Consider the following 15037-nt stretch of genomic DNA (forward strand, 5'->3'; position numbering starts at 1 on the left):
GCATGACTGGGGTTGGCAGACGAACTTTCCTGATCGGCGCAGCCGTGGCCGGTGCCGCTTCGACCGGTACCGCCCACGCTGCTCCTCCTGTGTTCGAGCACGGTGTCGCGTCCGGCGACCCGTTGCCCGATGGTGTCCTCTTGTGGACGCGCGTGGTGACGTCGTCGCCGATCCGGTGGGAGGTAGCTCGTGACGAGGACTTCCACCGGATCGTGAGGCGCGGTGTCACCCGCACTTCCGCCGCGCGCGACCACACGGTGAAGGTCGAGGTCCACGGCCTGCGGGACAACACCCGCTACTGGTACCGGTTCCGCGTCGGCGATGTCGTGTCTCCGGTCGGCAGGACCAAGACCGGTGGCTGCGGGTCCGAGCTGAACTTCGGCGTCGCCTCGTGCGCGAACTGGTCGGCCGGTTACTTCGCCGGCTACGGGTACCTCGCCCGCCAGGACCTCGACGCCGTGATCCACCTCGGCGACTACATCTACGAGAACGTCGTGGGCACGGTCCGCGAGCAGGACCCTCCGCACGAGTGCCTCACGCTCGACGACTACCGGCGCCGGCACGCGAAGTACAAGACCGACCAGCACGTCCAGGCACTGCACGCCGCGCACGCCATGATCGCGACCTGGGACGATCACGAATCAGCCGACAACTCGTCCAGCATCGGTTCGCCGCAGCACGATCCGGCCACCGAAGGCCCGTGGGGCGCACGGCTGGCCGCCGCGACGCAGGCCTACTACGAGTGGATGCCCGTCCGCGAGGGCAGGCTCGACCGGACGTTCCGCTTCGGCGAACTGGCGACGCTGACCATGCTCGACCTGCGCTCCTACCGCACCGACACCACGATTCTCGGTGCCGCCCAACGGGACTGGCTGATCGACACCCTCACCACCGACCGCGCCCGCTGGCAGCTCGTCGGCAACTCGGTGATGCTCAGCCCGCTGAAGGTTCCGCCGCTGCCGGGGCTCCCGCAGACGAACCCCGACCAGTGGGACGGCTTTCCGGCCGACCGGGAGCTCGTGCTCAGATCGTTGGGCGAGCGGAAGAACACGGTGTTCCTGACCGGCGACATCCACAGCTCGTGGGCCAGCGACGTGCCGCTCGGCGATCAGTCGGTGGCCACCGAGTACGTCGTCACGTCGCTGACGTCGGACAACTTCGACGACCTGCTGAAGGTGCCGCCGCGCACGGTCGCGTTGCAGGTCGAGGCGCAGTTCCTGGCGCTCAACCCGCACGTGCGGTTCGTGGAACTGGACTCGCACGGCGTCTCGACGCTGCGGGTGACGGCGGACGAGGTGCGGTTCGACTGGCACTACGCGGTGGACAAGAAGAACCCGGACAGCGTTGTGGCGCGTGCGCATTCGTTCCGCACGCGCCACAACACAGCTCGGACTGAAAGGGTCGTTCTCTAGGCGAGTGCAGCCAGCGCGGTGTGCACCATCACGCGGACGCCCACGAGGAGCGCACGCTCGTCGAGGTCGAACGTCGGCTGGTGCAGATCGCGCTGCTTCTCCTGGCCGTTCCACACGCCGAGGCGCGCGAACGAGCCGGGCACGTGCTCCAGGTACCAGCCGAAGTCCTCACCACCGGACGACTGCTCGGTGCCCGCGAGCGCGTCGTCGCCCAGTGCGGCCTCGATGCCGGCGCGCAGGATCTGGGTCGACTCGCGTTCGTTCACCACGGGCGGCACGCCGCGGCGGTGGTGCAGGTCGAAGCCGACGCCGGTGGGCGCCAGCAGGCCCGTCACCAGGTCCTTGACCAACGGCTCCAGCTCGGCCCAGATGTCACGGTCGCCGGTGCGCAGCGTGCCGCGCACCAGACCTTCCTGCGGCACTGCGTTCGGCGCCTCGCCCGCGTGCACCGCGCCCCACACCAGGACGGTGCCGGAGCGGGGGTCGACGCGGCGCGACAGCATCGTCGGCAGGCCGGTGATGACGGTGCCGAGCGCGTGCACCAGGTCCGCGGTGAGGTGCGGACGCGAGGTGTGGCCGCCCGGCGACGACAGCCGCAGCTCCAGCAGGTCGGAGGCCGACGTGATGGCGCCGATGCGCGTGCCGATGCGGCCGACCTGCAGGCGCGGGTCGCAGTGCAGACCGAAGATCCGCTCCACGCCGTCGAGTCCGCCCGCGGCCAGCACGTCGAGCGCGCCGCCCGGCATGACCTCCTCGGCCGGCTGGAACACCAGCCGGACGCGGCCGGGCAGCTCCGTCGCCGAGGCGAGGGCCAGCGCGGTGCCGAGCAGGACCGTCGTGTGGGCGTCGTGACCGCACGCGTGCGACACACCGTCCACAGTGGATCCGAACGGCAGGCCGGTGTTCTCGTGCAGCGGCAGGGCGTCCATGTCCGCGCGGAGTGCCACGCAGCGGGGGCCGTGGCCGATGTCGCAGATCAGGCCCGTACCGCCGGGGAGGATGCGCGGCTTGAGGCCGACCTCGCGCAGCAGCTTCGCGACGAGTTCGGTGGTGTTGTACTCGCGCCGGGAGAGCTCGGGGTGCGCGTGGATGTGGCGTCGCCAGGCGACTACGTCGGCGGCGTTCGCCTTCAGCCAGTCGTCGAGCCACGCGGGGCCGCGGCCTTCTCCGAGATCATCCACAGGAGACATGCTCACCCCGGTGGGGTCCACGAGCATCTCAGGGGACGTCTTCACAGTTGAGGAGCCCGAGGGCCGGGAGTCCAGAACCGTCATGCCGCACCTCCGCGGGCCAGCAGCCGTGCTCGCTGCTGGGAATCGGTGGCTGTCGCGATCGTCGTCCAAGCCATGGCTAGTGCTCCATCGAGGAGCGCACGGTCGGCCGACGCCGAGGCACAGGCGGTCGCGAACTCTAGTTGGTGGTTCACCGCGTCTCCGCAGTCGATTGCGATGGTCGGGTGGATTGCGGGCAACACTCTGGTGACGTTGCCCATGTCGGTGCTCCCGATCTTCTCTCGTTGTTCCTGTTCGGGCGAGAGCGGTCGTCTTCCCAGCTCAGTGGCCGCACGCCGGTAGGCGTCCGCGAGCCACGGATCAGGAGTCAACTCGGCGTAGATCGGTGAGACCTGCACGACCTCATGGGTGCAACCGGTCGCGAGCGCACCGGCCGAGAAGCAGTCGCGGATCCGGTTCTCCAGACGCTGCAACGATTCCAGGTTCTCCGCCCTCACATCGAACATCGCCGATGCGCGGGCGGGTATTACGTTCGGCACGGTGCCGCCGTTGGTGACGATGCCGCTGACCATCTGGCCGGGCTCGAAGTGCTGCCGCAGCAGACTGATCGAGATCTGCGCGACGGTCACCGCGTCCGCGGCGTTGATGCCCAGGTGCGGGGCGGCGGCCGCGTGTGACGGCTTGCCCGTGTAGCGCACCTCGAGATCGGTGATGGCGAGCGATTTGGCGGCGCACGACTCGTAAGGCGCCGGGTGCACCATCATCGAGAGCGAGACGTCGTCGAACACGCCCCGTTCCAGCATGAGCACCTTGCCGCCGCCGACCTCTTCCGCTGGAGTTCCGATCACCTTGATGGTGATACCCAGCTGGTCGGCGATGTCACGCAGAGCGAGCGCGGAGCCGACAGAAGCGGCGGCGATGACGTTGTGACCGCACGCGTGCCCGACTTCGGGCAAAGCGTCGTATTCGGCACAAAGCCCCAGCACCAGCTCGCCGTCGCCGTACGTCGCGACGAACGCGGTGTCGAGATCTGCGACCCCGCGGTCGACCTTGAAGCCCTCGCGGGCCAGCAGAGAGGTGATCTTCTCGACGCTGCGGTGCTCCTCGAAGGCCAGCTCAGGCTCGGCGTGGATCGAGTGCGACAGGTCCAGCAGCGCGTCCGAGTACCGCTCGACGGTCGAGCGTGTGCTGATCTTCAAGTCGGTACCCATTTGCCACCATCCTGCATCACCACTCGTAAGACGCAGCGCGCTGATGATGATCAACCGGACGGCCGGTCGCGGCGCTGCGCCAAGCGGCGAGCGAGTTTCGGTCTGACCGATCAACGATGACGCAGATGGTCGCGAGACACGCTTAATTTTGACTATTACGTCCCAGCATGTGAGACGTGCCGTCTCAGCCCACCGACCGTCCGGCTAGCCCTTCTTGGCAGCCCGTTCCTTGCGCCACTTCGCCCACCGCTTCTTGTTGCGGTAGTAGACCAGCACGAACAGCAGCACGGCGATGCCGCCGATCCACAGCTTGCGCTTGGTCTCTTCACGGGTCTCAGGCGACGGCGCCTGCGGCGCGTTCACGTCGGGAGCCGGGTTCACGGTCGTCTGCTGCGCAGCCGCCACAGGCGCGTTCGCCGCCTCTTGCGCGGACGCCACTCCGGCGATCCCGAGAACGCTCATCAGCGAGAACACGCAGGCCAGCAGCAACCTCGACATGGCCTGAACTCTACCTCGAATACCACGATCGAAGGTCACCCAAACTAGTTAAGCGCCTACCGTGAGTCCGATTGGAACGCCTTCAAAAGCTGCTCGGCCGCCAGGGTGGCGGTGAGCTCTCCGAGGCGGACCTTCTCTTCGAGAGAGGGGGCGAGGGAACGCACGGCGGTGCTCTCGCGCACCTGCCGCCACAGTTCGTCGTGGACCATCATCCAGGTCCATTCGACCTGCTGACGGCGACGGCGTTCGTCCAGTTCCCCGGCTTCTTCCAGGGTCCGCCGGTGTTCCAGCACTCGGGACCACAGTTCGTCGAGGCCCGCCCCGGTGAGACCCGAGCAGGTGAGGACCGGCGGGTGCCACAACGCGTCCGGCGGGCGCAGCAGCTTCAGCGCCCCGGCCAGTTCGCGGGCGGCCTTGCGGGCGTCCAGCTCGTGGTCGCCGTCGGCCTTGTTGACCGCGATGACGTCCGCGAGCTCCAGGATGCCCTTCTTGATGCCCTGCAACTGGTCGCCGGTGCGCGCGAGGGTGAGGAACAGCGAACAGTCCGTCATGTTCGCGACGGCCACCTCGGACTGGCCGACGCCCACGGTCTCGACCAGCACCACGTCGAAGCCGGCGGCCTCGACCAGCACGATCGTCTCGCGGGTGGCCTGCGCGACGCCGCCGAGCGTGCCGGACGTCGGCGAGGGCCTGATGAACGCGTCCTGGTTCACCGAGAGCCGCTGCATCCGCGTCTTGTCGCCCAGAATGCTGCCGCCGGTGCGCGTGGAGGACGGGTCGACGGCGAGCACCGCGACCCGGTGCCCCTGCTCGGTCAGCGTGGTGCCCAGGGCGTCGATGAACGTCGACTTGCCCACGCCGGGCACACCGGTGATGCCGACCCTGATCGCACCGCCCGACTTCGGCAGCAGCTCGATCAGCAGTTCCTGGGCCTTGGCCCGGTGGTCGGCGCGCGTCGACTCGACCAGCGTGATGGCCCTGGCCAGCACGCCGCGATCGCCGTCGAGGACGCCCTTGGTGTACTCGGCGACATCGATCACCCTAGCCATGGTGCCCGAGCTGGTCCGCGAGTTTCACCAGTAGATCCTTGGCCGCGTCCGCGATCACGGTGCCAGGCGGGAAGATCGCCGCCGCCCCCGCCGCGTACAGCTCGTCGAAGTCCTGCGGCGGGATCACGCCACCGACGACGATCATGATGTCCTCGCGGCCGAGCTTCGTCAGCTCCTCCTTGAGCGCCGGCACCAGCGTGAGGTGGCCGGCGGCGAGCGAGGACACGCCGACGATGTGCACGTCAGCCTCGACGGCCTGGCGCGCGACCTCGTCCGGCGTCTGGAACAGCGGGCCGACGTCGACGTCGAAGCCGAGGTCCGCGAACGCCGTGGCGATGACCTTCTGGCCGCGGTCGTGCCCGTCCTGGCCCATCTTGGCGACCAGAATGCGCGGCCGGCGGCCTTCCTCCACCGCGAAGGCCTCGACGACCTCGCGGCAGGCGTCCACGTTGGACACCGATCCGACCTCCTGCCGGTAGACACCGGAAATGGTGCGGATCTGGGCGGTGTGCCGCCCCCACACCTTGCCGAGCGACTCGGAGATCTCACCGACGGTCGCCTTCGCGCGGGCGGCGTTGATCGCCAGCTCCAGCAGGTTGCCGTGGCCGTTGGCCGCGTTGGTGAGCGCGTCGAGCGCACTGTCCACCGCGGACTGGTCGCGCTCTTCCCTGAGCCTGCGCAGCTTTTCGAGCTGCTGCGTGCGCACGCCCGCGTTGTCGACCTTGAGGACCTCGATCTGCTCGTCGGTGCCCACCAGGTACTTGTTGACGCCGATGACGGGTTGCCGTCCGGAGTCGATGCGCGCCTGGGTGCGGGCTGCCGCCTCCTCGATGCGCAGCTTCGGGATGCCCTCGTCGATCGCGCGGGCCATGCCACCGGCCTTCTCGACCTCGGTGATGTGCTCCCACGCCTTGGCTGCGAGCTCGTTCGTCAGCCGCTCGACGTACGCGCTGCCGCCCCACGGGTCGATCACGCGCGTCGTGCCGGACTCCTGCTGGAGCAGCAGCTGCGTGTTGCGGGCGATGCGCGCGGAGAAGTCAGTCGGCAGCGCCAGCGCCTCGTCCAGTGCGTTGGTGTGCAACGACTGCGTGTGGCCCTGCGTCGCCGCCATCGCCTCGACGCACGTGCGGGCGACGTTGTTGAACACGTCCTGCGCGGTGAGGCTCCAGCCGGACGTCTGGCAGTGCGTGCGCAGGCTCAGGGACTTCTGGCTCTTCGGCTGGAAGTCGTTCACGAGCTTGGCCCAGAGCAGCCGCGCGGCCCGCATCTTGGCGATCTCCATGAAGTAGTTCATGCCGATCGCCCAGAAGAAGCTCAGCCGCGGCGCGAACGCGTCGACGTCCAGCCCCGCTTCCTTGCCGGCGCGGATGTACTCGACGCCGTCCGCGAGCGTGTACGCGAGCTCCAGGTCGGCCGTCGCCCCTGCCTCCTGCATGTGGTAGCCGGAGATCGAGATGGAGTTGTACTTCGGCATGTGCCGGCTGGTGTAGCTGAAGATGTCGGAGATGATCCGCATCGACGCCGCGGGTGGGTAGATGTAGGTGTTGCGGACCATGAACTCCTTGAGGATGTCGTTCTGGATCGTCCCCATGAGCTGCTCCGGCTTCACCCCCTGCTCCTCCGCCGCCACCACGAACAGCGCGAGGATCGGCAGCACCGCGCCGTTCATCGTCATCGACACGGACATCTTGTCCAGCGGGATGCCGTCGAACAGCGTGCGCATGTCGTAGATCGAGTCGATCGCGACACCGGCCATGCCGACGTCACCGGCCACGCGCGGGTGGTCCGAGTCGTAGCCGCGGTGGGTGGCGAGGTCGAACGCCACCGAGAGGCCCTTCTGACCGGCCGCGAGGTTGCGGCGGTAGAAGGCGTTCGACTCCTCGGCGGTGGAGAAACCCGCGTACTGGCGGACGGTCCACGGCTGGTTGACGTACATCGTGGGGTACGGGCCGCGGAGGAACGGCGCCACGCCGGGGTAGGTCCGCAGGAAGTCGAGACCGTCCACATCGGACGGCCCGTAGACCGGCTTGACCGCGATGCCCTCCGGCGTCTCCCACGGCGCCAGGTCGGTCTCGTACTTCGCCTGCGGGAGCGGGCCGAGGTCGATGTCCGCGAAGTTGGGGATCATCGCTCCACTCCCTTGTTCTCTTTCACGGCAAGAAAGCTGTAGGTGTCGTTGAGGATTTCCAGCGCAGGGCATCCCATGTGGACGAAGCCGTCGACCGTCGCGTCTGTCTTCTTGCCCGCCAGGAGTACCCGCTCGGCTCCGGCCTGACGCAGCGCCTCGACGGTGGGGACGGCCTGTTCGGCGTAGCTGGTGTCGCTGCCGCACAGGACGGCGACCCTGGCGCCGGACTCCTTGAACCTCTGGGCGACGTCCTCGGGGGTCCTGGTCGCGCCCGCGTTCGGGGTGGCGAAACCGCCGGCGTTGAAGAGGTTGGCGGCGAAGGTGGCCCTGGCGGTGTGGGCGGCGACCGGGCCGAGGGTGGCCAGGAAGACCTGCGGCCGTTCGGGCTGGGCGTCGGCGAGGTCGCGCAACTCCTCGAAGGCCTGTGCATAACGAACCCGCGGCAGCTCGCCCTCGGGTGTCGCCAGCGCGGGCTCGCGGACGACCGGCTTCTCGGTCAGGTTCGGGAACTCGCTCACCCCTGTGATCGGGTCGCTGCGGTCCGCGAGCCGAGCCGACCGCCGAGCCCACGTGTCGGCGATCCGCGAGGCCACCAGCGAGCGCGCCTCGTCCAGCCCACCCGCCCGTTCGATCTCCTGGAACCACGCCCAGGCCTCGACGGCCAGCGAGTCGGTCAGCTTCTCCACGTACCAGGACCCGGCCGCGGGGTCGATCACCTCGCCGAGGTGCGACTCCTCCAGCAGCAGGTTCTGCGTGTTGCGCGCGATCCGCCTGGCGAACTCGTCCGGCAGCCCGATCGCCGCGTCGAACGGCTGCACGGTCACGGAGTCGGCGCCGCCGAGTCCCGCGGACAGGCAGGCCACGGTGGTGCGCAGCATGTTCACCCACGGGTCGCGGCGGGTCATCATCGCCGACGACGTCACCGCGTGCTGCACCTGCACGGCCTCGGAAACACCGGACACCTCGGCCACTCGCGTCCACAACCGACGGGCGGCGCGCAGCTTGGCGATGGTCATGAACTGGTCGGCCGTCGCGGCGTAGCGGAACTCCAGCTGCGCGAACGCGTCAGGCGCGTCGAACCCGGCTGCGGTCAAAGCGCGCAGGTGCGAAACCGCCAGCGCGAGAGAGGCGCCCAGCTCTTCGGAGTCGGAGCCACCGGCGTCGTGGAACGGCAGCGCGTCCACCACAACGGTCCGCAGCCCCGGGAACTGCGACCGGGCCTGCTTGATGACGTCGAGAGCTTCACCCGTTGGAGTCAGGGCCAGGTTGCCGCGCACCTCGTCGGCCAGGATCGGCGCCTGGTCGTAGATCCGCAGCATCGCGCGGGCGGCGTCCACGGACCCGTCGAGCACGATCGGCGCGAGGTCGAGGTACACGCCGTCGAGAAGGCCTTCCAGCGACGAGGCCGGCACGGCGAGCCACAGCGAGGTGACGCCGCCTTCCAGGTCGTTCATCAGAGCGACCGGATCGGGCACGGCGTGGCGCTGCCGGATGTCCCAGCCCTGCTTCACCGGAGCGAGCGCATAGGGCTCCAGTGCGTCGTCGAGGGTGTAGAGCGGCTGGAGTTCGATGCCGTCGTACGTCTTCGTGACCAGGGAGTCGAAGCTTGCGCCGGTCTTGCGGAGCACGGCGTCGACCAGCTCACGCCATTGTTCCCTCGACGCTGAGGGGAACTCGTTCGGGCGGAATTCGGCGGTCAATGCCAACTCCATCATGCGTTGCAGTGTTACCGACCAGTACCGACACGGCTATGTGAGGTTCACCGCCGTTAACGATGCAGTCAGTGTGTCAGGAACAATTGAGGCGTGGACAAAGGTGACCTGAAGCGCCTGATCGCGGATCGATATCGGCTGCTGCACGTGCTCGGTCAGGGCTCGATGGGCACCGTGTGGGCCGCTCACGACGAGGTGCTGGGCAGGCAGGTCGCGGTGAAGGGCATCCTGCAGTCCCCCGGCATGCCCGAGGTCGAGGCCGCTCAGCTGCGCGAACGGACCATGCGCGAGGCGCGTGCCGTCGCCGCGTTGTCCCACCCGAACCTCGTCACGCTCTACGACGTCCTGCAGCAGGACGGCGACCCGTACGTGGTGATGGAGCTGGTGCCGTCCCGCAGCCTCGGCGAGGTGCTTCAGGAACAGGGTTGTCTCACCGAGAAGCAGGGCGCGGCGGTGCTGGACGCGGTCGCGGCGGCGCTGGCGTCGGCTCATCGGGCCGGCATCACGCACCGGGACGTGAAGCCCGGCAACGTGCTCATCGCCGACGACGGGCGGGTCAAGCTCACGGACTTCGGCATCGCGCGCAACGTCGCCGAGGCCACCATGACCGCGCGTGGCATCACGCTCGGCACTCCCGCCTACATCGCGCCCGAGGTGGCTCAGGGCGGTGACGTGTCGGCGGCCGCGGACAGGTGGTCGCTGGGCGCGACGATGTGGGCCGCGATGGCCGGTGAGCCGCCGTACGTGGGCCGCAACGTCATGCAGACGATCAACGCGGTGATCCACGGCGACGTGCCTGTGCCGGCGGGTGCCGGACGCCTCGCGCCGGTGATCAGCGGGTTGATGCGGAAGGATCCGGCCGAGCGGCTTTCGCTGGTCGACGTGCGCAAGCAGGTCTACCCGCTGCTGCCGGAGCCGGGCACGGACGCGTTCGAGGTCCGCGAGTCCGTGCAGGTGCCGATCATCGTGCGGCCCAAGCCGAAGATCGAGCCGGACGCGCCGCTGGCCGACGACCCCGGCCCGTTGCCGTTCATGATCACGAAGCCGATCGCGCCGGAGAAGCGGCGCGGGCGCGTGGCCACGACGTTCGTCCTGGCGGCGGCGCTGCTGCTGTTCGTGGCGGGCTCCGGCGGCGGGTTCGCGCTGACCAGGCTGGCCGCGGGCGCGCCACTGCTGCCGCCTGCCGAGCAGACGCTGCCCACCCTGCCGACCCTGCCCACGTCGGCGACCCTGCAGCCCCGCACCGTCTCGGCCGTGCTGGCGAACGGCGACCAGGGCGGCAGGTTCACGCTGAACGTCGAGCAGAGCTGGTCGGTCTACACCGAGCAGCGTGCCGCCGACCAGCGGTTCCCGGTCTCGGCGATGGTGCACTTCGTGTCGGGCAGCGGCGCGTACGAGGTGACCGTGCAGCGGTTCCCCGAGTACTACCCGAAGCGCGACATCGACACCTACGTGGCCGGGGTGCAGGGACGCTGGCCCGGCAGGTTCTTCGGCGGCGAGACCACCTCGACGGCGGACCTCGCGGGACCGCGCAGCGAGAACAGCGTCCAGTTCGTCTACAAGACGGTCGAGGGTGACGAACCCAACGCGCTGCGCCGGTCGCACTTCTCCCGTCTGCTCCCCTACGGCAACGACCTGTGGGTGGTCGAGGTCGTCGTGCCGACCGAGCAGGAGGACGAGGCGCGCGTGCGCCTGTTCGACGCGATCGCCTCGACGTTCGCACCGGTTTAAGCTCTCGCGGTGACTCCAGAAGAGCTGGCCGGCAAGGCCGCGGAAGAGATCCAGAGCCGCACCGGCAACGCGAAGCACGACATCGCCATCGTGCTCGGATCGGGCTGGCGGCCCGCCGCCGACGTGATCGGCGAACCGGTCACGGAGATCCCGGTGGGCGAGCTGACGGGCTTCGAGGCGCCGACCGCGCTCGGCCACGGCGGCACCATCCGTTCCGTCGAGGTCGGTGACAAGAAGGTCCTCATCGTTCTCGGCCGCACCCACGGCTACGAGGGCAAGGGCGTCCAGAAGGTCGTGCACGGCGTGCGCACCATCGCGGCCGCGGGTGTGTCCACGGTCGTGCTGACCAACGCTGCCGGTGGCCTGCGGCAGGGCATGTCCGTCGGGCAGCCCGTGCTGATCTCCGACCACCTGAACCTGACCGCGGTGTCGCCGCTGGTCGGCGCACGGTTCGTGGACCTCACGGACCTGTACTCGCCGCGGCTGCGCAAGGTCGCGCAGGAGATCGACCCGTCGCTGGAGGAGGGCGTGTACGCCGGGCTCCCGGGCCCGCACTTCGAGACGCCCGCCGAGATCCGGATGCTCCGCACGATGGGCGCGGACCTGGTCGGCATGTCGACCGTGCACGAGGCGATCGCCGCGCGTGCCGAGGGCGTCGAGGTGTTCGGTCTGTCGCTGGTCACGAACCTCGCGGCGGGCATCACCGGCGAGCCGCTGAACCACCAGGAGGTGCTGGAGGCCGGTGCCGCCGCCGCCCAGCGCATGGGCACGCTGCTGCGTGAGCTGGTGGACCGCGCATGAGCCTGGCGCCGGCACTGCGTGACGCGACGTTCCGGTGGATCGCGGACGACCCGTCGGACGCGACTCGAACCGAGCTGCAGGGCGTGTTGGCACGGGCGATGGGCGGCGACGCCGCTGCGTTGGAGGACCTCCAGGACCGCATGGCCGGTCCGCTGACGTTCGGCACCGCCGGGCTGCGCGGGCCGGTGCGGGCGGGCACGAACGGCATGAACGTCGCCACGGTGGTCCGCACGACCGCCGGGCTGGCGTCGTGGCTCGGCACGTCCGGCCTGGTGTTCGTGGGCAGGGACGCCCGGCACGGCTCGGAGGACTTCGCCGTGGCCGCCGCCGAGGTGATGGCGGCCGCGGGCTTCGACGTGCGCGTGCTGCCGGGGCCGTTGCCGACGCCTGTGCTGGCGTACCTGGTGCGCGCACATGGTGCGGTGGCGGGGATTCAGATCACCGCGTCGCACAACCCGCCCGCGGACAACGGATACAAGCTGTACCTGACCGGTGGTTCGCAGATCGTGCCGCCCGCGGACGGTGAGATCGAGAAGGCGATCGAAGCCGTTCCGGCCGCGGTGTCCGTGCCTCGGAACGTCACCTACACCACGGTTTCCGATGCCGACGTGGACGCGTACCTGGAACAGGTGGCGTCACTGCCTCGCGGCAACTCCCGTTCGCTGAAGATCGCGCTCACGCCGATGCACGGCGTGGGTGGCGCGTTCGCCGTGGAAGCGTTGCGGCGCGCTGGTTTCACCGACGTGCACGTGGTGCGGTCGCAGGCGGTGCCGGACCCGGACTTCCCGACCGTGGTGTTCCCGAACCCGGAGGAGCCCGGCGCGTCCGACGAGCTGCTTTCCCTTGCGGCGTCAGTGGATGCCGACCTGGCCATCGCGCTGGACCCGGACGCGGACCGGTGCGCGCTCGGCGTCAGGGACGGCGAGACGTGGCGGATGCTGCGCGGCGACGAGACGGGCGTGCTGCTCGGCTCGCTCGTGTTGTCGACCACCGAGTCCACGGATCCGTTGGTGGCGACGACGATCGTGTCGTCTTCGCTGTTGAAGTCGATCGCGGCCGCGCACGGCGCCCGGTACGTGGAGACGTTGACGGGCTTCAAGTGGCTGGCGCGCGCGGGCGAAGGCCTCGTGTTCGCCTACGAGGAAGCGCTCGGCAACTGCGTCGATCCCGTGCACGTCGCGGACAAGGACGGCATCTCGGCCGCCGTCGTCGCCGCTGACCTGGCCGCCGGTCTGAAGGCCTCCGGCCGCACGTTGCTGGACGCGCTGGACCAGCTCGCGACGGACCACGGCCTGCACCTGACCGACCAGGTCTCCTTGCGGTACACCGACTTGAGCCTGATCGGCGCCACGATGGCCCGGCTGCGCGCGAACCCGCCCGCGGACTTCGCGTCCGAGGACCTGCTGCCCGGCGCGGACGTGCTGCGGTGGACAGCGGAAGGTGTGCGCGTGATCGTGCGCCCGTCCGGCACCGAGCCGAAGCTCAAGGCCTACCTGGAGGTCGTGGAACCGGTCACGGACGGATTGGAGTCCGCCCGTGCGTCAGGTAGGGCCCGGTTGGCTGAACTGCGGGAACGGGTGACGGCGCTCGTCAGTTAGACATCAGCGCGATCGTCAGTGCGAGCACGGCGAGTGCGAAACCCCCGCCGGCCACGAAGTAGGCCCTTCTGGTCGGCGGGGACACGGCGTTGCGGCGTCCCTCGGTGACCGCCGCGACGGCGATCCGCCCGAAGATGTACGCGATCGCGCAGAGCCCCACACCGAGTCCGAGCAACATCGTGTTGACGTCCCACGGGCTGTGGTCGAACCCCGGCCACAGCGACGCGAAAAGGGGCCCGATGCCGATCATCCCGATGCTGATCGCAAGGCCGAAACCCCAGGTGATGCGGCGCTGACGGGGGCTGGTGTGCATAAGGGCGGTGGTCTTCATGGTCCCTCCTGTGTACACCCGTTAAGACGTGCTTCCGGCCGCGGGGTTCCGTTTCTGGAACAACAAGAACGCCTGCGGCCCGCCTTCGTCCACACCCTTCTGACGTTGCAGGCGTGCCACTTCGTTGAACCCGGCTTCGGTCGCGTTGCTCACGGTCTCGTCGATGTCGTGCCAGTGGACGTAGAGGTCCACGTCGTGGCCGTACGCGTGCGTGAGGTGTCCCTTCCGATTACCCAGTTTGAACCCGTGCAGCAGGTACCCGCCAGGCTTGACGACGCGGTGGAACTCCTGCCACGGAACCTCTTCCGCCGGCATGTGGACCGTGGAGTACCAGACGACGGCGCCACCGAGGCTGTCGTCCTCCAGGTCCAGCTTCGTGATGTCGCCCTGGGTGAAAGTGAGGTGCGGGTACAGCTTTCGTGCCTGGTCGAGCATGCCGTCGGACAGGTCGACGCCGAACGCGTCGAGGCCGAGTTCGTGCAGGTGCTGCGTGATGCGGCCAGTTCCGCAGCCGAGGTCCGCGACCGGGTTGCCGGTGAGTTCGGCGAAGGCGCGCATGATCGCGGCGTCGAGCGGGCGGCCGTCGTGCGCGTCCGGGATGAGCTGGGCGTAGCTCGCGGCAACGATGTCGTAGGAGGCGCGGGTCATGGTCATCTATCTTGCCGCTCATGGACTACACGCGGCGTGATCTCGCGCAGGCGGTGCTCGACGCACACCCGGACAGCCATCGCGGACTCGACCTGTTCCGTGGCAGGTTCAGCGACGACATGAAGGCATTTCAAGTCCGCCTGCGCGACGGCTCGCAGAAGGCGTTCGGCCTCCACCGCATGGCTCGCACGCCGCTGAACAGCGACGACTACGAGACGGACTACTGATGGCACGGCTGCTGCTCGTCCACCACACGCCGTCGCCCGCCGTCCAGGCGATGTTCGAGGCCGTGCTCGCCGGCGCGTCCACACCCGAGATCGAGGGCGTGGAAGTGGTCAGACGAGCCGCGTTGTCCACAACCGCTGTGGATGTACTGGAAGCCGACGGCTACCTGCTGGGCACGCCCGCGAACCTCGGCTACATGAGCGGTGCGTTGAAGCACTTCTTCGACACCGTCTACTACCCGTGTCTCGACTCCACGCGGGGCAGGCCGTTCGGGCTCTACGTGCACGGCAACAACGACACGACCGGTGCGGTGCGCAGTGTGGAGACGGCCACGACCGGGTTGGGCTGGGAGAAGGCGGCGCAGCACGTGGTCGTCACGGGCGAACCCGCGAAGGCCGACCTGGAGGCGTGCTGGGAGCTCGGCGCCACCGTCGCGGCCCAGTTGTCCACATGAACCCAGG

General features: G+C 69.0%; 14 protein-coding genes. 6 read left to right on the forward strand and 8 right to left on the reverse strand.

All coding sequences use genetic code 11. From position 1 onward, the window contains the following. The first annotated feature begins 2 nt into the window (after window positions 1-2). Window positions 3-1412, forward strand: coding sequence for an alkaline phosphatase D family protein (locus ACIRG5_RS36240; RefSeq protein WP_402913492.1), 1410 nt, complete (start codon window positions 3-5; stop codon window positions 1410-1412). On the opposite strand, the gene ACIRG5_RS36245 is transcribed toward ACIRG5_RS36240, so the two are convergent. The 6 genes from ACIRG5_RS36245 to ACIRG5_RS36270 form a co-directional block, all read right to left on the reverse strand. Further along, window positions 1409-2686, reverse strand: coding sequence for a M20 family metallopeptidase (locus ACIRG5_RS36245; RefSeq protein ID WP_402913495.1), 1278 nt, complete (start codon window positions 2684-2686; stop codon window positions 1409-1411). The two genes, ACIRG5_RS36240 and ACIRG5_RS36245, sit on opposite strands and share 4 nt — an antisense overlap. Further along, a complete protein-coding gene (locus ACIRG5_RS36250) occupies window positions 2683-3855 on the reverse strand; it encodes a M20 family metallopeptidase (RefSeq protein WP_319975105.1) in 1173 nt (390 codons plus the stop codon). Before ACIRG5_RS36250 ends, ACIRG5_RS36245 begins: the two co-directional genes overlap by 4 nt. 204 nt (window positions 3856-4059) lie before the next feature. Beyond that, a complete protein-coding gene (locus ACIRG5_RS36255) occupies window positions 4060-4353 on the reverse strand; it encodes a hypothetical protein (RefSeq protein ID WP_402913497.1) in 294 nt (97 codons plus the stop codon). A 56-nt stretch (window positions 4354-4409) separates the two neighbouring features. Further along, a complete protein-coding gene (gene meaB, locus ACIRG5_RS36260) occupies window positions 4410-5402 on the reverse strand; it encodes a methylmalonyl Co-A mutase-associated GTPase MeaB (protein WP_402913499.1) in 993 nt (330 codons plus the stop codon). After that, window positions 5395-7530, reverse strand: coding sequence for a methylmalonyl-CoA mutase (gene scpA, locus ACIRG5_RS36265; RefSeq protein ID WP_402913502.1), 2136 nt, complete (start codon window positions 7528-7530; stop codon window positions 5395-5397). Before scpA ends, meaB begins: the two co-directional genes overlap by 8 nt. Further along, complete coding sequence (locus ACIRG5_RS36270; protein ID WP_402913505.1) at window positions 7527-9245, reverse strand: methylmalonyl-CoA mutase family protein; 1719 nt, start codon at window positions 9243-9245, stop codon at window positions 7527-7529. The genes scpA and ACIRG5_RS36270 overlap by 4 nt, the downstream gene beginning before the upstream one ends. A gap of 90 nt (window positions 9246-9335) precedes the next feature. Between ACIRG5_RS36270 and ACIRG5_RS36275 the strand changes: the two genes are divergently transcribed. From ACIRG5_RS36275 to ACIRG5_RS36285, 3 genes are read left to right on the forward strand one after another with little or no spacing between them, the layout of a single operon-like run. Continuing rightward, the gene (locus ACIRG5_RS36275) at window positions 9336-10973 is read left to right on the forward strand and encodes a serine/threonine-protein kinase (protein ID WP_402913507.1); all 1638 of its coding nucleotides are present in this window, start codon (window positions 9336-9338) and stop codon (window positions 10971-10973) included. A 9-nt stretch (window positions 10974-10982) separates the two neighbouring features. Next, window positions 10983-11774, forward strand: a complete 792-nt coding sequence (locus ACIRG5_RS36280) for a purine-nucleoside phosphorylase (protein ID WP_402913509.1) — start codon at window positions 10983-10985, stop codon at window positions 11772-11774. After that, window positions 11771-13372 (forward strand): phospho-sugar mutase, encoded by a 1602-nt coding sequence (locus ACIRG5_RS36285; protein WP_402913512.1) that lies wholly within the window; start codon window positions 11771-11773, stop codon window positions 13370-13372. The genes ACIRG5_RS36280 and ACIRG5_RS36285 overlap by 4 nt, the downstream gene beginning before the upstream one ends. Here the strand turns inward: ACIRG5_RS36285 and ACIRG5_RS36290 are convergent. Together ACIRG5_RS36290 and ACIRG5_RS36295 are read right to left on the reverse strand one after the other, a co-directional pair. After that, window positions 13365-13703: a hypothetical protein gene (locus tag ACIRG5_RS36290; RefSeq protein WP_402913515.1), complete on the reverse strand. Its 339-nt coding sequence runs from the start codon at window positions 13701-13703 to the stop codon at window positions 13365-13367. The two genes, ACIRG5_RS36285 and ACIRG5_RS36290, sit on opposite strands and share 8 nt — an antisense overlap. A gap of 21 nt (window positions 13704-13724) precedes the next feature. Further along, window positions 13725-14351 (reverse strand): class I SAM-dependent methyltransferase, encoded by a 627-nt coding sequence (locus tag ACIRG5_RS36295; protein WP_402913518.1) that lies wholly within the window; start codon window positions 14349-14351, stop codon window positions 13725-13727. Between the two features lie 20 nt (window positions 14352-14371). Here ACIRG5_RS36295 and ACIRG5_RS36300 point away from each other — a divergent pair, with 20 nt between their 5' ends. Both ACIRG5_RS36300 and ACIRG5_RS36305 read left to right on the forward strand, forming a co-directional pair. Beyond that, window positions 14372-14578: a hypothetical protein gene (locus ACIRG5_RS36300; protein WP_402913520.1), complete on the forward strand. Its 207-nt coding sequence runs from the start codon at window positions 14372-14374 to the stop codon at window positions 14576-14578. Further along, window positions 14578-15030, forward strand: a complete 453-nt coding sequence (locus ACIRG5_RS36305; protein ID WP_402913523.1) for a flavodoxin family protein — start codon at window positions 14578-14580, stop codon at window positions 15028-15030. The genes ACIRG5_RS36300 and ACIRG5_RS36305 overlap by 1 nt, the downstream gene beginning before the upstream one ends. Window positions 15031-15037 lie beyond the last annotated feature (7 nt).

Origin of the sequence: Lentzea sp. NPDC102401, from assembly GCF_044765805.1 — a bacterium.
GTDB lineage: Bacteria > Actinomycetota > Actinomycetes > Mycobacteriales > Pseudonocardiaceae > Lentzea > Lentzea sokolovensis.